Annotated in this window: 13 protein-coding genes; 7 read left to right on the forward strand and 6 right to left on the reverse strand. The window is 71.5% G+C overall.

Annotation, left to right across the window (positions count from 1 at the left end):
• Window positions 1–65 precede the first annotated feature (65 nt).
• The 3 genes from ABD259_RS22600 to ABD259_RS22610 all read left to right on the forward strand — a co-directional run bounded on the left by ABD259_RS22600 (window position 66) and on the right by ABD259_RS22610 (window position 5835).
• Window positions 66–2699 carry an ABC transporter permease gene (locus ABD259_RS22600; RefSeq protein WP_344108259.1) on the forward strand — a complete coding sequence of 878 codons (2634 nt, stop codon included), beginning with the start codon at window positions 66–68 and terminating at the stop codon, window positions 2697–2699.
• A 333-nt stretch (window positions 2700–3032) separates the two neighbouring features.
• The gene (locus ABD259_RS22605; RefSeq protein ID WP_344108261.1) at window positions 3033–3740 is read left to right on the forward strand and encodes a S1 family peptidase; all 708 of its coding nucleotides are present in this window, start codon (window positions 3033–3035) and stop codon (window positions 3738–3740) included.
• Between the two features lie 313 nt (window positions 3741–4053).
• The gene (locus ABD259_RS22610) at window positions 4054–5835 is read left to right on the forward strand and encodes a class I adenylate-forming enzyme family protein (RefSeq protein ID WP_344165226.1); all 1782 of its coding nucleotides are present in this window, start codon (window positions 4054–4056) and stop codon (window positions 5833–5835) included.
• Between the two features lie 54 nt (window positions 5836–5889).
• Here the strand turns inward: ABD259_RS22610 and ABD259_RS22615 are convergent, their stop codons facing one another.
• Together ABD259_RS22615 and ABD259_RS22620 are read right to left on the reverse strand one after the other, a co-directional pair.
• Window positions 5890–7146 (reverse strand): acyl-CoA dehydrogenase family protein, encoded by a 1257-nt coding sequence (locus ABD259_RS22615; RefSeq protein WP_344108266.1) that lies wholly within the window; start codon window positions 7144–7146, stop codon window positions 5890–5892.
• A gap of 133 nt (window positions 7147–7279) precedes the next feature.
• A complete protein-coding gene (locus tag ABD259_RS22620) occupies window positions 7280–7837 on the reverse strand; it encodes an AAA family ATPase (RefSeq protein WP_344165252.1) in 558 nt (185 codons plus the stop codon).
• A gap of 106 nt (window positions 7838–7943) precedes the next feature.
• On the opposite strand from ABD259_RS22620, the gene ABD259_RS22625 reads away from it, so the two are divergent.
• Window positions 7944–9161 (forward strand): acyl-CoA dehydrogenase family protein, encoded by a 1218-nt coding sequence (locus ABD259_RS22625; RefSeq protein WP_344165227.1) that lies wholly within the window; start codon window positions 7944–7946, stop codon window positions 9159–9161.
• 76 nt (window positions 9162–9237) lie between these two features.
• On the opposite strand, the gene ABD259_RS22630 is transcribed toward ABD259_RS22625, so the two are convergent.
• On the reverse strand, window positions 9238–10185 hold the full coding sequence (locus tag ABD259_RS22630; RefSeq protein ID WP_344165228.1) for a trypsin-like serine peptidase: 948 nt from the start codon (window positions 10183–10185) through the stop codon (window positions 9238–9240).
• 310 nt (window positions 10186–10495) lie between these two features.
• Here ABD259_RS22630 and ABD259_RS22635 point away from each other — a divergent pair, with 310 nt between their 5' ends.
• Complete coding sequence (locus tag ABD259_RS22635) at window positions 10496–11848, forward strand: cytochrome P450 (protein ID WP_344108274.1); 1353 nt, start codon at window positions 10496–10498, stop codon at window positions 11846–11848.
• Window positions 11849–11894: 46 nt separating this feature from the next.
• Here the strand turns inward: ABD259_RS22635 and ABD259_RS22640 are convergent, their stop codons facing one another.
• Complete coding sequence (locus tag ABD259_RS22640) at window positions 11895–12362, reverse strand: STAS domain-containing protein (RefSeq protein WP_344108277.1); 468 nt, start codon at window positions 12360–12362, stop codon at window positions 11895–11897.
• 373 nt (window positions 12363–12735) lie between these two features.
• On the opposite strand from ABD259_RS22640, the gene ABD259_RS22645 reads away from it, so the two are divergent.
• A complete protein-coding gene (locus tag ABD259_RS22645; protein WP_344108279.1) occupies window positions 12736–13473 on the forward strand; it encodes a helix-turn-helix domain-containing protein in 738 nt (245 codons plus the stop codon).
• A gap of 386 nt (window positions 13474–13859) precedes the next feature.
• Here the strand turns inward: ABD259_RS22645 and ABD259_RS22650 are convergent, their stop codons facing one another.
• Together ABD259_RS22650 and ABD259_RS22655 are read right to left on the reverse strand one after the other, a co-directional pair.
• Window positions 13860–14765: a universal stress protein gene (locus ABD259_RS22650; RefSeq protein ID WP_344165229.1), complete on the reverse strand. Its 906-nt coding sequence runs from the start codon at window positions 14763–14765 to the stop codon at window positions 13860–13862.
• 148 nt (window positions 14766–14913) lie between these two features.
• Complete coding sequence (locus tag ABD259_RS22655) at window positions 14914–15921, reverse strand: methyltransferase (RefSeq protein ID WP_344108284.1); 1008 nt, start codon at window positions 15919–15921, stop codon at window positions 14914–14916.
• Window positions 15922–16483: 562 nt separating this feature from the next.
• Between ABD259_RS22655 and lanKC the strand changes: the two genes are divergently transcribed.
• Window positions 16484–19138, forward strand: coding sequence for a class III lanthionine synthetase LanKC (gene lanKC, locus ABD259_RS22660; protein ID WP_344108286.1), 2655 nt, complete (start codon window positions 16484–16486; stop codon window positions 19136–19138).
• The last annotated feature ends 158 nt before the right edge of the window (window positions 19139–19296 follow it).

Below are 19296 nucleotides of genomic sequence, written 5' to 3' on the forward strand. Positions count from 1 at the left end.
GGTGTATGGCCCCAGCGCCGAGACCGTGCTGGACCGGCTTGTGAAGCTGGAGGCCTGAGCCCACCATGCTGCGCACCACACTGGCCGGCCTGCGGATGCACAAGAGCCGGCTGATCACCACTGCCCTGGCCATCGTCCTCGGCGTCATGTTCGTCTCCGGCACCCTCGTCTTCACCGACACGATCCAGGACACCTTCGACAACAAGGTCAAGGGATCGACCGACCGGATCGACGCCGCCGTCGTCATCGACTGGGAAGCCGCACGACCCACGAGCCCCGAGGAGGCGGAGGATCGGGAGGAACCCACGCTCACCCCCGAGATGCTGGCGCGGATCCGCGACCTGCCGCAGGTCGCCAAGGCCGACGGCCTGACCAAGGGCGACGCCCCGCTCCTCGACCAGGACGGCCGCATCCTCGGGTTCGGAACGGCGGGCCTCTCCGTGGGCGATGACCTGGTCAGCCGCTACCCGGCGGAAGAAGGCCGCCTGCCCGCAGCCGACGACGAAGTCGCCCTGGCCACGACCAGCGCCGCCAGCGCCGGCTACACCACCGGCGACACCGTCGCGATCCTCGACGCCACCGGCGACAAGCACGAGTTCGATGTTGTTGGCCTCATCGACGTCGGCGTCGAGCCGGAGCTCGGCGGCCGCGGCGCAGTCGCGTTCGCCCCCGACACCGCGGCGAAGATGACCGGAACCTCGGGCTACAGCGAAATCGACGTCATCGGCAGCGGGGACACCGCACCAGAGGAGCTCAAGGGCGCCGTAGCCGCCACGCTCCCCTCCTCCGCCAAGGCCATGACCGGCCAGGAGCTGGGCGACGAAATGGCCATGGCGGCCGGAGGCGGCCAGGCGGCATTCCTGGGCACCGCGCTGCTGCTGTTCGCGGCGGTCGCCATGTTCGTGGCCGGGATCGTCATCTACAACACCTTCGCCATCCTCATCGCCCAGCGCCAGCGCGAGACCGCCCTGCTGCGCTGCGTCGGCGCCCAGCGCCAGCAGATCTTCGGCAGTGTGCTGACCGAGGCGTTGATCGTCGGCATCCTGTCCTCTCTCCTTGGGGTCGCGGCCGGGTTCGGCCTCGCCGCGGCGGCGATCGCCGTTGTCGGCACGCTCGCCGCCAACGTTCTGAACGGCCTCACCGTCGCTGGACCGCCAAGCCTCAGCCTCCCCGCGATCGCCGTGAGCCTGCTGGTCGGCACTCTCGTCACGGTCGTCTCCGCCCTGCTGCCCGCCTGGCGCGCCACCGCGATCCCGCCGCTGGCGGCGCTGCGCGCCGGTGCCGTGGCCACCGGCGTGGAGAAGGGCAGCGGGTGGAAGCGCGTTGCCAGTGCCGCGGTGCTCTTCCTGGTCTCGGCGGGAATGATCGCCTCCGCGCTCCGCGGAGAACCGAGTCAGAGCGCGATGATCGCCGTGGTCGCCTCGGGGATGGTCTCGTTCGTCGGGATGGTAATCATCGGTCCGGTGCTGGTGCGGGCCATCGTCCGGGTGGTCGGGATACCGCTGCGCACGTCCGGTGTGCCGAGCATGCTCGCCGTCGACAACGCCCGACGCAGCCCCAAGCGCGCCGCGACCGCCATGATCGCGCTCACCGTCGGCGCCACGCTCATGACCGGCTACGCGGTGATCAACTCCTCGACGGAGGCGACCCTCGACGACCAGCTGGGGCTGAAGTTCCCGGTCGACTACGCGCTGACACGGCAGCCGATCGGCGCCCCTGGTCCGCAAAGCGGCGCCGCAGCGGGTGAGGACGGCGGCGGGGACCTCGGGGTCCCCCAGGAAATCATTGCGAAACTCACCGCTTCGCCGCTGATCAGCGGCGTCTATCCCCAGCGCGGGACCGAAGTATCCCTGGATGGCCCGGACGAGGAGATCCAGGGCTACGTCTCCACCTACCTGGACGCGGAGATCGGAACCGACATCCGGCAGAAGGTGACGGCGGGGGACCTGTCGAAGGTCGGGCCGGGCCGGATCTCGGTTCCCCAGGGCATCGCCGCCTATCTCCAGGTGGACGTCGGCGACACGCTGGCGCTGGCAGCAGACGAGGGCGGGAAGCGGTCCTTCGAAATCGTGGCGATCACCGAGGGCGATGGCCCGCTGTCGTCGCCCACCATCGCCCCCTCCGATTTCGCCGCCGCCTACCCCAGCGCCACGACCAACCAGGCGGTGGCGATCACGGCGTCCGAGGGGGCGGATCTCGCCGACGTCCGCGAGGCCATCCTGGCGACGACGGCCGACGACCCCACGCTCGTCCTCGGTGGCGCCGCCGAGTTGAAACAGGAGTACACAACGGTCCTGAACGCCGTCTTCTGGACGGTGGCCGCGCTGCTGGGGCTGGCCATCATCATCGCGGTGTTCGGCATCGCCAACACCATGGCGCTGTCGGTACTGGAGCGCACCCGCGAGTCGGCGCTCCTCCGGGCGCTGGGGATGACCCGGGCGCAGCTGCGACGGATGCTGAGTATCGAGGCGGTCCTCGTGTCCCTCATCGGCGCGGGACTGGGTGTCGTGCTCGGGGTGCTGTTCGGCTGGGCCGCCGGTAAGGCGACGTTCGAAGACCTGATCCTGCGTGTTCCGGTGGAGATGATCGCCGGGTTCCTCGCCGCCGCGGTGCTCGCCGGCCTGCTGGCCGCGATCGTGCCCGCGCGCAAGGCGGCGCGCACATCGATCGCCGGATTGGGGTCGGGGGAGATCGGCTGACCGACAGCCCGGGGCCGCCGGTGGCGCCCACCGGCGGCCCCGTCGCCTACCGGGGCTATCGCTCTGACGGGGCCGGGATCCGCCATGATTCCGCGGGTCCCGACCCCGATCGGTGTCTCCGGGCGATTTCCGTAAGGAAACAGGGCTATTCGACGCCCCCGTCATCTGCTTATCGTTCGACTGGTTGAGCCTTCAACCCGGTGATTCCCCTCCGGCCCGGGCTGCCCCGCCCACAACGCGGGCCGTCCCGAGCGGGGAGGGAGCGGCCCGGGCACCGCCCCGAACGCCGCTTCGCCTTGTCCACCCCCACAGGCAAGGAACAGGAACACGGATATGCGGCCCCTCTCCCAGAGTCTCCGACTCCTCGGACTATCCCTGCTGGCCCTCGGACTACTCCTCGCGCTCTCCCCCACCGCCGCCGCCCACACGACCGTCACCGCCGCAGCGCGCGGCATCGACGAACCGACGCGCATCATCGCGGGCGACCCCATCTTTTCCGGCACCGTGTCCCGGTGCTCCATCGGCGCGGCCGTCAGGACGGCCACGGGCACCGGCGGCTTCCTCACCGCGTACCCGTGCGGCAGGCCGGGCGACGTCGTACGCAGTCCGGACGGTACGTACGGAACCGTCAGGTGGGTCGACCCCGAGCTCGGCGTCGCCTTCGTCGAAACCGACGAGGACTGGATCCTCACCCCCCACGTCCGCACCTCCCCCGGCGGAGCCTTGAAGACGATCGACGGGTCGCGGGAGGCGCCGATCGGGGCCTCCCTCTGCCGCTCCGGGTCCACGACCGGGTGGCACTGCGGGACCATCCAGGCCAAGAACCAGGATGTCCGCTTCACGTGGGGCACCGTGATCGGGCTGACCCGGACCAGCGTCTGCGCGGAACCCGGCGATACGGGCGGGCCCTTCATCAGCGGCAGCCAACTGCAGGGCATCCTGCTCGGCGGCGGGGGGAGCTGCCGCACCGGCGGCTACACCTACTTCGTCCCGATCAATCCCGTCCTGGCGAAGTACAGACTGATGCTCGTCACCGTCTGATCTCCGCCACGGAGTGCTCCCCCGGACGAGGACACCGACCGGTCGGTCTTGTAGGGTCGCTTCACCGCGACCACGGATCGCGCTCGTGCCGCTGGAGACCATCGATGAGTCGCACCGACGGAATCGACAGGGTGAACGGCCCCGTCCTCTCCGCCGTCGCCTGCGCCGATACCGCGCACGACGGAGATCCGGTTGGGATGACGCGCCCCCAGGGCGGCCCTTCGTGGCCGCCCTTCGCCTTTTCCCCCGCGTCACCTTCGCCTCATCCGCCCGGCCTCGGGACCCACCGGGGACCCCCACGATCGGAGCAGCAATGACAGAGTCGGACCTCATCCGCCCCCTGCGCTCGATGGTCGCCGTCACCTCCCGCATGCTGGTGGCCGGCAGCCCGTTCGAGATGGAGACCGTCGACGTCAACGGGACGCCCACCCGGGTCTGGAAGCACACCCCGCCGCACCTGCGCGCGATCCTGGAGGGGAGCCGTGAGCACGGCGACGCGGTCGCGCTCGTCTACGAGCGGGAGCGGACGACGCACGCCGAGCTCTACCGCGGCGCCGCCGCTCTGGCCCATCGCCTGGTCGACGACTACGGCGTGGCCAAGGGCGACCGCGTCGCGATCGCCATGCGGAACTACCCCGAGTGGGTGGTCTCCTTCTTCGCGACCGTGAGCATCGGCGCGATCGCGGTGCCGCTGAACGCCTGGTGGACGGGGAGCGAGCTGGAGTTCGGGCTGTCCGACAGCGGAGCGAAGGTGCTGATCGCCGACGAGGAGCGGTTGGACCGGGTGGCCGACGTGCTGCCGCGGCTCGGCGTCCCGGCGATCGCCGTGCGCACCGCGTGGTTTGGGGCCACCCAGGCCGGGGACACCGCGGGGTCGCCTCGGCCGGACTCGCCGCCGGAGCAGACGCGTTCGTGGGCCGACGTTATGGGCGAGGTGAGAAGGGATGTGCGGATCCCCGACACGGAGATCGCACCCGATGATCCGGCGGGCATCTTCTACACCTCGGGGACCACGGGTGTGCCCAAGGGCGCGGTCTGTTCGCACCGCAACATGCTGTCCAACATCGTCTCGCTGCAGTACGCGCGGGTCCGCTCGCTCATGCGGCTCGGCCTGGATCTGGACGATGGTCTGGGCTACATGGAGGCGCTGCCCACACCGGTCGTCCTGTGCCCGGTTCCGCTGTTCCACGCCACGGGAGCCCTGACGATCATGCTGCCCGCGCTGGCGCAGGGCGGGGCGCTGGTGCTGATGTACCGGTGGGACGCCGAAGAGGCGCTCGCGCTGGTGGAGCGGGAGCGGGTCACCGGTATCACGGCGGTGCCGGCGATGGTCAACCAGATGCTCGCCTCCCCGCGCCTGGCCGAGTTCGACCTGTCCAGTCTGTTGTCCCTGGGTACCGGTGGCGCGCCGGCGGCTCCGGCGCTGGTCTCGCGGGCCCACGGCAGCCTGCAGGACCTGGTGCTCGGGCAAGGGTACGGGTTGACCGAGTGCTCGGCCACGGCCTCGCTCAACGCGGCCACCGACTACCTGCTGCGACCGGACAGCGCGGGGGTGCCGGTCGCCACTGTCGATGTAAAGATCGTCGACCCGCAGGGCACCGAACTGCCGACGGGCGAACTCGGCGAGATCTGGCTGAACGGTCCTGGTGTGGTGCTGGGGTACTGGCGGCGGCCGGAGGCCACGGCGTCGACGTTCACGGACGGGTGGCTGCACACCGGTGATATCGGAAGGTTGGATAAGGAAGGCTTCCTTTACATTGTAGATCGCCTGAAGGACATGATCATCCGCGGCGGGGAGAACGTCTACTGCCCGGAGGTGGAGGCGGCGATCCATGAACACCCCGCGGTGAGCGAGGTGGCCGTGGTGGGGGTTCCGCACGACGTGTACGGCGAGGAGGTCGGCGCGGTGGTCCGGCCGCACGACGGCCACCGAATCGACCCCGCGGAGCTGCGCGACCACCTCAAGTCCCGGCTGGCCGCCTTCAAGATCCCCGACCACATCCACGTGGTGGACGCGGCACTGCCGCGCAACGCCGCGGGGAAGCTTGTGAAGAAGCGGGTGCGCGAGCAGCAGGGATGGACCGACCACCGGTAATGCCCGTGTCGCGGCCTTTGCCCGGTCGCGCTCCGTTTCCCCCCTCTCCCCCGGTCAGGCAGGGTGCGGCCGAGACCGGCGGTCCCGTGGCAGAGGCCCGCGGTCCCTCGGCAGGCCCAGCACACGCTCGGCGATGATGTCGCGCTGGATCTCGTCGGTGCCAGCGTAGACCGTGTCGGCGCGGGAGAAGAGGAACAGATTCTGCCAGCGGTCGAGGTCGTAGGGGGCTCCCTCGGCCACCGTCGACCCGGCCCCCAGCACGTCCATCGCGAGCTCGCCGAGCCCGCGGTGCCACCGCGCCCAGTGGATCTTGCCGATGGAGGCCTCCGGGCCGGGCGCGCCGTCACGCACACCCGCCATGGTGCGCAGCGCGGTGAACCGCATCGTCCGCACACCGATCCAGGCCCGGGTGAGGCGGTCGGCGATCAGCGGGTCGTCCGCGGCGCCGTTGGCCCGTGCCGTGTCGATGAGCCGCCGGAGCTCGCGCTCGTAGCCGACCTGGCGGCCCAGCATCGACACCCCGCGTTCGAAGCCGAGCGTGGTCATGGCCACGCGCCAGCCGTCGCCGGGCGCGCCGACGACGTTGTCCGCGTCGGTGCGGGCATCGTCGAAGAACACCTCGTTGAACTCCGAGGCGCCGGTGAGCTGAGTGATCGGGCGGACGCGCACGCCCGGCTGGTCCATAGGGACGAGCAGACAGCTCAAGCCCTGCTGGCGCCGCGAGCCCGGTTCGCTGCGGACGATGGCGAAGCACCAGTCGGCGTCGCGGGCGTGGGACGTCCACACCTTCTGCCCGTTGATGACCCACTGGTCGCCGACGCGTTCGGCGCGTGTCGCGATGGCGGCGAGGTCGGACCCGGCCCCGGGTTCGGAGTAGCCCTGGCACCACAGCTCCTCGACCGCGGCGACGCGCGGCAGAAAGCGTTCGCGCTGGTGGGGGGTGCCCAGCGCGATCAGCGTCGGGCCGAGGAGCTGCTCACCCATGTGGTTGACCCGCTCGGGGGCGTCGGCCAGGGCGTATTCCTCGTGGAAGATGACCTGCTGCTGAATGCTCGCGCTCCGGCCGCCGTACTCCTCCGGCCAGCCGATGCAGGTCCATCCCCCCGCCGCCATGTGGCGCTCCCAGGCGATCCGGATGTCGAAGGCCTCGTGGTTGCGTCCTGGACCACCGAGCCCGCGGGCATCGGCGAAGTCGCCGGTGAGGTTGGCGGCCAACCAGCCGCGAACTTCACGGCGGAACGCCCGGTCCGCACGGGACTCGTCGCCGCCGATGCCGCCGTCCGCCGCCGGCTGCGGGTCGGGTATCTCCATCCGTCCGCCTCCTGTCGCCGCGGGCTGACACAGGTTACCCTATCAAACACTTGTTAGGTTGAGGGAGGTGACGGTGGCGAGCGGTACCCCTCCCCCACCGCCCGCCCGGATCGGGCTCCCGGGCCGACGGGCCTCAGAGCGACGCCTCCAGGACGAACCTGACCCGTTCCTCGACCGGGGCCCGGGGGAGTTCGACCGGCTCGTAGCCGTAGTCCGTGTAGGTCTCGACCATCTGCGCCCAGGTCCGCTTGGCCTCAGCGAACGACTGCCGACGCTCGGCGTCCCGCTCGTAGATCTCCGGCCAGGGCGGTGCCACGAACACGCGCGTGCGATAGCGCAGCCGGCGTGCCGCCGCGCTGACATGCGCCGGGACCGGATGTCCCACCAGGTTCAGGTACCCCACGATGTCCGGCAGCGCGCGATCGAAGAAGACCGGGCCGCTCTCCGCCACCGCGAGCCGGTAGGAGCGCATCTCCCAGCACAGCATCGTCTCCGCGAACAGCACGGCGTCGACCCAGGGCACCGCGCTGCCGCCGATGGCGGTCTGATCGCGTATGACACCGCGCCCCGCCTCGTCGGTGGCCGGATACCCCGCCGCGCGCAACTGCTCGATGAGCGTGCTCTTGCCGGCCCCGGGTCCCCCGGTCACGACAATGAAGCGCTCGGCATTGGTGCTCGCGTCCGTGCTCATGGACACGCAATACCACCTTTCCTGTCAGCCTTGTCGGCCTTTTCCACCGCTTCGCGGGACATCGATCGATTGGGGCGACGCCCATCGCCGCACACCGAGGAGGACCATGCGGTTCAGTTCCGAGCAGGAGGAGTTGCGCACGACCGTGCGCACGCTGGTGGAGCGCCGGGGTGGGACCGCCGAACGGGACACGGGAGTGGGCTCCCACGGCGCCGCGGAGGGCGTGTGGCGGCTGCTGGCCGAGCAGGTCGCGGCGCACGCACTGGCGGTACCGGAGGAATTCGGCGGCGCTGGATACTCCTGCGTGGAGACGCACGTCGTCATGGAGGAGCTCGGCCGGGCGCTGACGCCGATCCCGTTCCTGGGCTCGGCGGTGCTCACCGCTCAGGCCCTCCTGGCCTGTGACCCGACCGCCGCCCGCGCAAAATGGCTGCCGCTACTGGCTTCCGGCTCCCTGGTCGGCGCTCTCGCGTGGGCCGAGCGGGGCTCCTTCGACACCGACGCGACCGCCACCCGCGCCGTGCCGGACGAGGGGGGTACCCCGTCCGTCCCACACCCCGCAGATCCCGCGCCCCGGCCCTCCTGGCGCCTCACGGGCGTCAAGGAGCACGTGCTCGACGCCGACTATGCCGGACTCCTGCTGGTGGCGGCGCGCACCGGCCGCGGGCTCGCGGTGTTCGCGGTGGACCCGGCGGCGCCGGGTGTCACCGTCGAACCGCAGGTTCCCCTGGACCTGTCCCGACCCCAGGGCCGCGTCCTGCTGGACGCGGCCCCCGCCACCCTCCTGAGCACGTCCGGAAAACGGGTGATGCGCCACGTTCTGGATACCGCGTGCACCGCCCTCTCCGCCGAACAGGTCGGCGGAGCCGCGCACTGCCTGGACATGACCCTCGCCTATGCCCGCCAACGTGTCCAGTTCGGGCGCCCCATCGGAGCGTTCCAGGCGGTCAAACACCGCCTGGCCGACATGTACGTCCTCCTGGAAAGCGCGCGTTCGGCCTCGTACGCCGCCGCCTTCGCTCTGGCCAACAGCGCCCCGGACGCGTCGGCCGTGGCCGCGCTGGCGAAGTCCTCCTGCTCTGAGGCCTTCCGCACGATCGCGGGCGAAGCCATTCAGCTGCACGGCGGCATCGGCATCACCTGGGAACACGACTGCCACCGCTACTTCAAGCGCGCGCACGGCTCGGCGCTCCTGTTCGGCTGCCCCGAGTGGCACCGCCGACGGCTGGCCCGCGGCCTGGGGCTGGCGGGCGGAGGAGACGCGGCGCGCACCGCTGGCGGCGCACTTATGGGGCACCGGGAGAGCGGGGCCGACCGCGGGTAGGGGTCCGGCGCCCTACCGCGGCAGCGGTGCGACCCCCGACCTGCCGAGCGGCCGCGTTCTTCCGCGGAGGTCGGCGTCACATGCGCGCGGCCGCTTCGTAGACCTCGCGGGCCGCTGTGCCCAGGACCGGGCCGTACATGTGGGTGCTGTGCTCCGGGTCGGTTCCGTGGCTGTTGACCGAGACGAGGGCGCCCAGGCCGGTGCGCTCGTCGATGTCGGCCAGCCAGGGGCCGCCGCTGGCGCCGCCGCCTATGTCGCAGGGGATGCGCTGTTCGTTCTCGGGGGCCGGCTCGGCGGTGCCGGAACAGTAGAGGAGTTCCCCGCCGAGCTGTGGCCGGGTGGCGGGGTAGCCGAAGGCGGTGATGTGGCCGCCGACCTCGCGGTCGAAGGCGACGGCCTGGCCGCCGACCTGCTCGGTGAGTTCACCCCCGTAACCGCGGTCCACGACGATCGCGGCGACGTCGTTGGTCGAGTCGTTCGTCCAGGTGTCCGGGGTGAGGGCGGCGCGGGCGGCGAATACGCCGTAGGGGCGCTCGCCCCGGTCGTAGCCGGGCACGAACACCACGCGGGTGGAGTGGTTCTCCGGGATGGAGGAGCCGCGCTGTACGCAGTGGCCCGCGGTCATGACCACCGATTGGTTCTTACTGACGACGGCCGTAGCGGTGCACCAGGTGTCGGCGCCGTCGGCGTTGACGAAGAACAGGCGGCCGACGGTCGGCATCTCCGCCCCCGTCCACGGGCGGGTCAGCGGCCCGGTGGGGCCGAGGTCGAGGTCGCGGCCGACCTGGCGCATGCGCTTCTCGGTCCAGTAGGAGAGGGCCTGCTGCCGTTGCTGGGGCGTGAACTCGTGCGTGGTGGCGGGGGACGCGCTGCCCCCGGCCGGGGTCTGCGCGAGCGTCGTGGCGGACGCGTCAGCGGCCGCTATCGGCGGGGCGGTGATGGTCGCGGCGGTGGCAAGGGCGATGGCGAAGGTCAGGGCCGACCGGGTGCGGAGCGGTCGGCGCAGGGTTTTCAGGGGGCGCATTGTCGCGGGCTTCTCCTTGTGGGATCGGGGTCGCGGTGGCCGGCACGCTAGGGGATGGGCCGCGTTCCGGGGAGCCGGGCGGGCGCGGTGCGGCTGAGGTGATGGTAGAGGCCGCCCCGCCGCTACCGCCCCACTGGTTCTGGCGTGTCCTCTTTTCGGGTTCTTCGCGCGGTGTGGCGGTCCGTTTCTCGGCGCGCCGATCCCCGCGGGAAGATCGGTGCTTTCATCGCCTCGGGGGATCTTGACAGCCCTTGATCGCTCCGCGCGTACTGGCCGGAGGAGAGACGCAGAGGCGAAGGAGAGACGCACCATGGCCGCCCTGGCTTCGCTGGGTTCTCTGGGTTCCGTCCCGGCTGCTCCCGGCCGGATCCCACTGGCGGGGCATGTGCCGCAGCTGTGGCGCCGCCCGCTGGCGTTCCTCGGCTCTCTGCGTCCGAAGGGCGGGATGGTCCGCGTCGACGTGGGCACGGTATCGGTCTACCTCGTCACCGACCCGGATCTGGCGCACGAGGCGCTGGTCACCAAGGCCGCCTCCCTCGGTCGGGGGCGGGTCTACGAGCGGCTGCGCCCCGTCCTGGGGCTCGGGCTGGTGACGTCCGAGGGCGAGGTGCACCAGCGGCAGCGGCGGCGGCTGCTCGCGGCCCTCCACCGGGTTCCGCCCGCCGGGCACACCGCGATCAGCGTCCACCACGCCGAAGAACTGATCGCCACCTGGCGCCCCGGCGAGATGGTGCGGGTGGACGAGGCCATGTTCGACCTGGTGCTCGGCATCCTCCTCCAGGCGGTGTTCTCCCGGGGCGTGGACCGCTTCGCCGCCGCGGAGATCAGGTACTCCACGCGGGTGGTGAGCAAGGGAGCGCTCGCGCGCGCGATCACGCCGCGGGTGCTCGACCGTCTGCCGGTGTCCCCGCACCAGCGCTATGACGCGGCGGCGGCGCGGTTGCGGTTCGTCCTCGACGCCCTCGTCGAGGAGCGTCGGGGCTCCGAGGGGGACTTCGATGACCTGCTGTCCCTGGTGATGTCGGTCCGCGACCCGGAGAGCGGGGCGGCCATGTCCGACGACCGGATCCGCGATGAGCTGATGGCCCTGCTCATGTCCGGCACCGAGGCGGCATCCGCCACGCTGGCGTGGACCTTCCACGAGCTGGCCCGGCACCCCGAGGCGGCCGACCGCCTGCGGGCGGAGGTCGATACCGTCCTCGGCGGGCGGCCCTGCGCTCACGAGGACTTGGCGCGGTTGGAGTACACGCAGCGGGTGCTCAACGAGGTGATCCGGCTGCATTCGGCGCCGCTGCTGCTGCGCCGCACCACGGCCCCCGTGAAGATCGGCGGCGTGCACATTCCCGAGGGGATCGAGCTCGCCATCAGCCCCTACGCGGTGCACCGCAACCCGCGGCTGTTCCGTTTCCCCGACCGCTTCACCCCGGACCGCTGGCTCACCGCCGAAGGCTCGCGGCTCCTGCCCCACGGCGCCTTCATCCCGTTCGGTGACGGCGACCGCCGGTGTATCGGCGACGCGTTCGCCTGGACGGAGATGACCGTGGCGGTCGCGACCGTGTGCTCGCGCTGGCGGATGCGTCCGGCCTACTGGCACACGGTCCGCGAGGTGCCCGCGGCCGTTCCCCGACCGGACGCGATGCCGATGATCGCCGAGCGGCGGTGACCGCGCGAGGGGCGGGAATTCGCGGACGATGCCGCGCCCGGCCCGCTCACTCCGCCCCTGGGGCGCGCCTGACCCGGTCGCCGTCGCCCTCGGCCGTGTGGTTGTCGGCCAGCGCCATCTCAACGATCGGGTAGATCTCGAACACCTCGCCCATCCGCAGCGTTTCGAGGATGCGGGCCGCCGCGGGGGACGGTTCGGCGAGCACCATGTGCCGCCCCTCGCGCGTCAGCACACGGTAGGCCGACATGAGCGCGCGTACGCCACTGGCGTCGAAGAACTCGACGCCGGAGAGGTCGACGATGACGCACGGGCTTCCCGGGCGGGGCACGGGGCCGCGGCGGCCGACGCCCGCCCGAACGGCGACGCCTTCCTTGAGCACGGTGGCGGGCGACGGATGGGCGGCGCGCAGCACGTGGTCGCGCACATCGTCAGCGGTCGCGATGTCGACCTCCCCGCGCACCGGCACGACGACGGCCTCACGGCAGGGGAAATACTCCGATCGTCCTCCGGACACCCCGCGCCGCCTCTCTACACGACCCCACGTAACAACACCATCACATCCCCGTAGGCAAGATCGTATCGGCTTGTGGACTCGGATAGGGGCGATTCATCGAAATAGCCGTCCAATCCGGCAGAGTACGCAGGGCACACTTCTTGCGCGCCGCACGGCGCCCCCGAACCCCATTTCACCCAGGAGACCAGGTCGTCGGGGCAGCACCCCCGTTTCCCGCCGTGCGGACCGTGCCGGGCCGGGACCGGTGCCCGTGGAGACAGCCTCGGCCGGATGTGGGACTTCCGCCCCATGCGGGCCGAGCCCAACGCCTCCACCGCCGACCGTCGCGGAAGGAGGAGAATTGGAGGCACACCAAGGCCAGGGGGTGATCAGTGTGACCGGGATCGAAAACGCGCAGCGGAGCCGCGGAGAGCTCGGACGCCGCGTCGCGCGGCGGCGCGAGGAACTGGGGCTCAGCCGGGAGACCGTGGCCGAGCGCTGCGGACTCACCCCCGGGTATCTCGCCTACGTCGAGGAGAACCCGGCCTACCTGAGCCACGGGGCGGTGGCCCAGTTGGCCGACGCGCTGCAAACGACGCCGGGGGTACTGCACGGCACCGAGCCGCCCCAGCAGCGCGCCCCGGAGTCCGCCGGCGGACTGCCAGAGCCGCTGAGCTCTCAGCGGTGCCTGGACCTCATCGCCCGCGGCGGGCTGGGGCGGATCGCGTTCGTAGTGCCCGGCGACGCCGCACCCACGGTGCTGCCCGTCAATTTCGCCGTCCACAACGACACCATCGTCTTCCGCACCGCGCCGTACGGGGTGATCGCGCAGCACACCCACGGCCATGTGGCGTTCCAGGTCGACGCGATCGACCCCGACCGGTACGAGGGCTGGAGCGTGCTGGTGACGGGCCGCACCCACTGGATCAGCGACCCGTTGGAACTCCGGGAGATCAGGAAGGTCCGCGGCATCCGGCCCTGGGCGGGCGGTGAGCGCGACACCTACCTCAAGATCGTGCCCACCCGCATCAGCGGTCGGCGGATCCCGCCGGCGACCGCGACCGGCGACACCACCAGCGCGGCCACTACGGAGCGCGGCGATCGCGGGGTCGGTGAGGGGGCGGAGACGTGACCGTCGGGTACCTGCGGAGCGCACGGTGTCCGGCGGCGGTGGTCGCGGCGGGCAGCGCGCCGTAGCGCCCGGCGAGCCGGGTACGGAAGATCCGGGGAAAGGCGGCGCCGAGAGGAGGGACGTGACCCAGAGCGCGGTGCGGGAGACGCTCCGCGCGGCCGCGCCCACCACCTCCAAGTCCCCCGCGCGTCGGCGGTGCGGGCCACGACCGCGCGCCGCACGACGTCGTGGTCGTCGGGCAGGAACGCTCTGGTCCGGATGCCGCCGCCATCCGGCGCTCGTCGGCGCGCCCGCCGTGCCGGTCCCTGGAAACCGCGGCCGTCCCGGGGCCGCCGCGGCCAACGGCAGCGCCCACCCGCGCCGTTACGGCCAAGCACGAGCATGGGTCAGGCACCCTGGTTCCCCTGCGCGCGCACGATCATGACGGGGCAGTCGGCGTGGTGCAGCAGCTTCTGGCTGACCGACCCCAGCACCAGGCCGGCGAAGCCGCCGCGCCCCCGAGCGCCGACCACGACCATGTCCGCCCGGTGGGACTCGGAGATCAGCGCGCGCTCGGGCAGGGCGCGCAGCACGACCTCCTCGACGCGGACGTCGGGGTGGTGTTCGCGCTCGCCCGCGATGGACTCCGAGAGCAGGCGCTCGGCCTCGGCGCGGGCGGCGACTTCTTCGGGGGATGCGTCGTGCCAGGTGAGGTCGGCGTGTTCCAGCGGGCCGAACCGCCCGTGCGAGCCCGGCCCATAGGCGCAGACGACGCGCAGCAGGGCGCCGCGCTCGGCGGCGGCGATGAACGCCTGCTGGGCGGCGGCGTCGGCGGCGCGCGAGCCGTCCACGCCCACCGATACGATCCCGCGCGGCTGCCCCGGCTCGACATCGGGGACGAGGACGACGGGGCAGGACGCCTGGGCGGCGAGTTCCAGCCCGGTGGATCCCATCCACAGCGCCTCCAGCCCGCTGAGGCGCCGGGTCCCGGACACCATCATGTGCGCGTGGCGGGAGTGCTCCAGCAGCACCGCGGAGCTGTAGCCGTCGACGGTGCGGGCGTCGATCGCGATGTCGGGCGCCCGCTCGTGCGCGCGGTCGCGGGCCCTGGAGACGATCTCGCGGGCGGCGTGGGCCATCTCCTCGGCGGCGGCGCCGGCAGAGGAATGGAACATCGGCCACTCGTTGGCGTGCACGATGTGCAGCGGGTGCCGCTGCCGCTGGGCCTCGTCGGCGGCCCAATCAGCGGCTCGCGCGGCGGCCTTCCCCCCGTCCACCGCCGCGACGATGGGCGCCGTGGTGTGCCCGGCCATGGCCTTCCTCCTTGTTGTCGGTGCGAGCTCGACGCGTATCGCGGGGCGCTGCGAGGGGAGGGCCGAAAGCGCCCCGGCCGTGTGGGGGCACTCGGGTCGGGATGCGGGCGCGGCGGCCGGTGACCGCGAGCGGAGTGGGAAGCGGCGCTCAGCGGGGGCGGGCGGTGAGCAGGCGCATCTCGGCCGCGAGGTCGGTGATGTCGGCGGTGGTCAGCCCCACCGGTCGCAGGAGGGCCTCGTACTCGCTCGCCGTCCGCTCCCGGCCGCTGGTCATCACCATCATGTGCACGTCGAAAGCGAGGGTGAGCAGCGGGTGCCGACCGTCGGGTATGACCCGCTCCACCACCAGCAGCCGCGCGTCGGGGCCCATGGCGGCGCGGCAGTTGGCCAGCAGCAGGTGGCAGGCCTCGTCGTCCCAGTTGTGCAGGACGCGGCAGAGGATATAGACGTCGCCGTCGTCGGGGATCTCGCGCATGAAGTCGCCCTCGACCAGGTCGCACCGGCCTTCGGCGATGTGGGGCGCGAGCCGTTCGCGCGCGCCGTGCAGCGCGGGCGGCCGCTCGAAGAGGATCCCGCGCAGGTGGGGGTAGGCGCGCAGGACGGCGGCCAGCAGAGTACCGTCGCCGCCTCCCACGTCCACGACCTTCTTGGCGGCCGAGAAGTCGTAGGCGGCGGGGAGGCCGGCGGCGAACGAGCTTCCGGCGGCCATCCCGGCGTCGAACAGCGCCTCGTCGTCGGGGTGGTCGGCGAGGTAGGCGTAGATGCCCTGGCGGTGAACGGAGCGGAAGGCGGGCTCCCCGGTACGCACCGCCTCGCTCAGCCCCCGCCAGGCGCGGGTGAAGAAGTCGCTGTTGTACAGAAGCGCCAGGGGCCGCATGGAGGCGGGGTGATCGCTGTGCAGCTGCTCGCCCATTTCCGTGAGCGCGTAGCGCCCGCCGTCCTCACTCAGCACGCCAGCGGCGGTGAGCAGACGCAGCACCCGCGCCAGCGGCTCGGGGCGCAGGGACAGCGCCGCGGCGGTTTCGGCGGGGGTCTCCGGTCCGTCGCCGAGGCGGTCGATCACACCGAGGCGCACCGCGGTGACGACGGCCTCGGTCAGCCAGGGCCCGGCCAGCAACCGCAGCAGCTCCCGGCCCTCCGTCTCTCCCCCGGCCATCGGCTCCCCCTATCGTGATCGCCGCCATCGCCAACCGTAGCGCTCCGTAGGCCGATTCTCACACGTGGAGTTTCGGATGGCGGGCGGACGTGCCGTGGTCCGCGTTCTTCCCGAGGGGATACGGCGCGGGCGTGCGGCCTCGCTGTGTGCCCGCCCGGGCCACCGCTTTCCCCTGGAAGCTCGGGTTCCGGCGTTCGCGTGCGCGCCGGACCGGTTCCCCGAGCTGCCGGCGGCGGCTGCCCAGGGGCGCTCCCCCTTTTTGCCAATGATCTTCGAAAACGATATTCATTGAAATATAAACAGCTTTCAAAAACGCGCCCCGCCACCCCAGATGAGCAATGGAACCAACCAGCCCAACCGAATAGCATTCGGACCGCGCCCGCGCAGCTCACAGCCGAGAAAACGAATTGGAGCAACACCGTTTACCATTCCAACCGACCCCGCGGTGACCGGATGCGGCCATCCCCTTCCCGCCAAATCGGTCTTGACACCCGACTTCGGACAAGTACGCTTCGGTGTTGTTGCGCGATCACGCCCAGCAAAACCCGACAGCGGGCGGACAATGAAATTAAACTATTTCCAGTACTGCCTTGCCGACCGTCTCTTCTATGACGCCCCCGGCAGCCGAGAACCAGATCGAGCCCCGTACACCTGCCCCCCACCTCCTGCCAATGAAGCGTGGTTGACAAGCGAGGACGGACCGTGGATCCACTACGTACGGCAGGATCGCCAGCCCCCGCCCCAAGGCTGGAAGGTCCACGTATCGGCGAATCTGGAATCGGCGCAGAAGGTGCTGGACCTCACATCGGACTACTGCGTCTCGGCGGGCATATCCTTCAAGCACCTGGCCCATGAAGGAGCTTTCCTGGCACGGAACGCGAAGTACGCCGATCGCGCAGCGAGTGGCAAATTCATCACCATATACCCGCCGTCGGATGACGCGCTGTACGCCGTCCTCAATGACCTCGCCGAGCGGTTGGACGGTCTCGGCGGGCCCTACATCCTCAGCGATCTCCGCTGGAAGGACAGCCCGCTCTATGTCCGCTACGGAGCCTTCACACTGAGATATGTCCGGAACGAACGGGGTGAACCAGTACCGGCAATTGAGGATCCTCAAGGACGGTTGTGCCCCGATCGCCGCGAACCCGTCTTCTCCTTCCCCGACTGGGTGCGGCCGCCGGACTTTCTCCTCCCGCTACTGAAAGAGCGGAGCGCCAGTGGGCCGCCCGCCGACTTCCCCTTCACGATCCGCTCCGCCCTGCACTTCTCCAACGGGGGCGGCATCTACCTCGCCGATGACCGCGAGAGCGGCGCGACGGTGGTCTTGAAGGAGGCGCGGCCGCACGCGGCACTCGACCAGGACGGCCGCGACGCCATCGCCAGGCTGCGGCACGAGCACGACATCCTCACCCAGCTCGCCGATGTCGACGCGGTTGTCGGCCTCCGCGGCCGATTCACCGCCTGGGAGCACGAGTTCCTTGTCCAGGAGTACGTCGGGGGCGGCACGCTCAGCACGGAGATGGCACGGCGCAATCCCCTGGCCCGCCCTGACCCCGACGGCGCGGCGAAGGCCGACTTCACGCGCTGGGTCGTGGACGTCACCTCCCAGGTCGAGCGGGCGATCGACCAACTGCACGACCGCGGCATCGCCTTCGGCGACCTCCACCCCGGCAACGTGCTGCTGCGCGGCGACGGCCGCATCGCCCTCGCCGACCTCGAAGTGGCGACCCGCGGCGGCGAGGACGGCCACATCGGTATCGGCGCACCGGCGTTCACCCCGCCCGACCGCCGCGGGGCCTACGCGGCGGACCGCTACGCGCTGGGCTGCGTGAAGATCGCGCCGTTCCTCCCGCTGACCATGCTGTGCGCGCTCGACACCGGCAAGGCGCGGACGCTGGTGGACGCGGTCGAGGCCCTCTTCCCCGTCCCCGACAACTGGGGACGCGATGTCCTCGACGACCTCGACCTCGGCCCCTCCCCCTGGGCTGGCACGCCGCACCAGATGGCGCGCTCCACCGCCCTCATCGCGGGCGCGGAAGACCAGCCCCCCGGCCCGGGAGACGACCGGAGGTCGGCGGCAACAAAACGCCCCGACTGGCGCGCGATCGAGGACTCCATCGCCCGCGCTATCCAGCAGAGCGCCACCCCCGAGCGCACCGACCGCCTCTTTCCCGGCGACGTCGAGCAGTTCACCACCTCCGGGCTCGGGCTGGCCCACGGCGCCGCCGGTGTGCTCTACGCCCTGTCGGCCTCCGGGCACGGCCGCCACGCCGGGCCCGAGCAGTGGGAGAGGTGGGAGGGCTGGCTGCTGCGCCGCGTGCGCGAGCAGCGCGCGCCGCACCGGCTCGGCTTCTACGACGGTCTGCACGGCATCGCCTACGCGCTGGAGGAGATCGGCCTGCGCGACGAAGCGCTCGAAACGCTGGAGGAGGCCGCCCGCGGGGAAGAGCACGGCGCGCTGGCCGATGGTCTCTACGGCGGGCGGAGCGGGATCGCGCTCAACCAGCTGCACTTCTTCCGCCGCCTCGGCGACCGCGAGTTCCTCGACGCCGCCGTGAACCACGCCCAGCGCATCGCGGACGGGGTCGCGCGACCCGAGGAGCGGGGCGCTCGGGGGCCGGCGGGGCTGCTGCGCGGGCCCTCGGGCAGTGCCCTGCTCTTCCTCCACCTGTACCGGGAGGCCGATGACCGCGGCTACCTCGACCTGGCGCAGCAGGCTCTGGAACACGACCTGCGCTCATGCGTACACGTGGAACGCGACGACACCCTGCTCGTCGACGACGGGCAGCGCACCCTGCCCTACGTGGCCGACGGGTCGGCCGGCATCGGGCTGGTGCTCGACGAGTTCCTGCGGCACCGCGACCATCCCGACTTCACCACGGCCCTGGCCCGGATCCGCCGGGCGGCCCAACCCGAGCTGGCCGTGTTCCCCATGCTGTTCCAGGGCAGCGCCGGGCTGCTCGGCCTCCTCACGCACCTGCGGCGGCCCGACAAGCACGACGCCCGCCTGGAAGAGCTCATCGCCGGCAAGCGCGACCGGCTGCGCTGGCACATGCTCGGCCTCCGCGGCGAGATCGCCTTCCCCGGCGACCAGCTGCTGCGGCTCTCCATGGACCTCGCGACCGGCAGCGCGGGCATCCTCCTCGCCCTGGCCGCGGTCCGCGACGACGACCTCCCGATCCTGCCCTTCCTCACCCGAGCCACCGCCGCCCGGTGACAGCCACCCCTGTGAGACCCGACCGACGACCGCCGACGAAAGGAGCACCCGAGCCGGGCGCGACGACACACAGCGCCCACGCCGCAGAGAATCATTCACCACCCCGGGTCCCTATCCCCGACCCGGATCCGACCGACGGACAACAGCCCGGGCGTTCC

Source organism: Nocardiopsis rhodophaea (assembly GCF_039530945.1).
In the GTDB taxonomy this organism is placed as follows: Bacteria; Actinomycetota; Actinomycetes; order Streptosporangiales; family Streptosporangiaceae; genus Nocardiopsis_C; species Nocardiopsis_C rhodophaea.

Excerpts from the sequence above, each read along its gene's own strand:
- ABD259_RS22600 (WP_344108259.1), top strand. The coding sequence starts at position 66 with ATGCTGCGCACCACACTGGCCGGCCTGCGGATGCACAAGAGCCGGCTG.
- ABD259_RS22605 (WP_344108261.1), top strand. The coding sequence starts at position 3,033 with ATGCGGCCCCTCTCCCAGAGTCTCCGACTCCTCGGACTATCCCTGCTG.
- ABD259_RS22610 (WP_344165226.1), top strand. The coding sequence starts at position 4,054 with ATGACAGAGTCGGACCTCATCCGCCCCCTGCGCTCGATGGTCGCCGTC.
- ABD259_RS22615 (WP_344108266.1), bottom strand. The coding sequence starts at position 7,146 with ATGGAGATACCCGACCCGCAGCCGGCGGCGGACGGCGGCATCGGCGGC.
- ABD259_RS22620 (WP_344165252.1), bottom strand. The coding sequence starts at position 7,837 with ATGAGCACGGACGCGAGCACCAATGCCGAGCGCTTCATTGTCGTGACC.
- ABD259_RS22625 (WP_344165227.1), top strand. The coding sequence starts at position 7,944 with ATGCGGTTCAGTTCCGAGCAGGAGGAGTTGCGCACGACCGTGCGCACG.
- ABD259_RS22630 (WP_344165228.1), bottom strand. The coding sequence starts at position 10,185 with ATGCGCCCCCTGAAAACCCTGCGCCGACCGCTCCGCACCCGGTCGGCC.
- ABD259_RS22635 (WP_344108274.1), top strand. The coding sequence starts at position 10,496 with ATGGCCGCCCTGGCTTCGCTGGGTTCTCTGGGTTCCGTCCCGGCTGCT.
- ABD259_RS22650 (WP_344165229.1), bottom strand. The coding sequence starts at position 14,765 with ATGGCCGGGCACACCACGGCGCCCATCGTCGCGGCGGTGGACGGGGGG.
- ABD259_RS22655 (WP_344108284.1), bottom strand. The coding sequence starts at position 15,921 with ATGGCCGGGGGAGAGACGGAGGGCCGGGAGCTGCTGCGGTTGCTGGCC.
- lanKC (WP_344108286.1), top strand. The coding sequence starts at position 16,484 with ATGAAATTAAACTATTTCCAGTACTGCCTTGCCGACCGTCTCTTCTAT.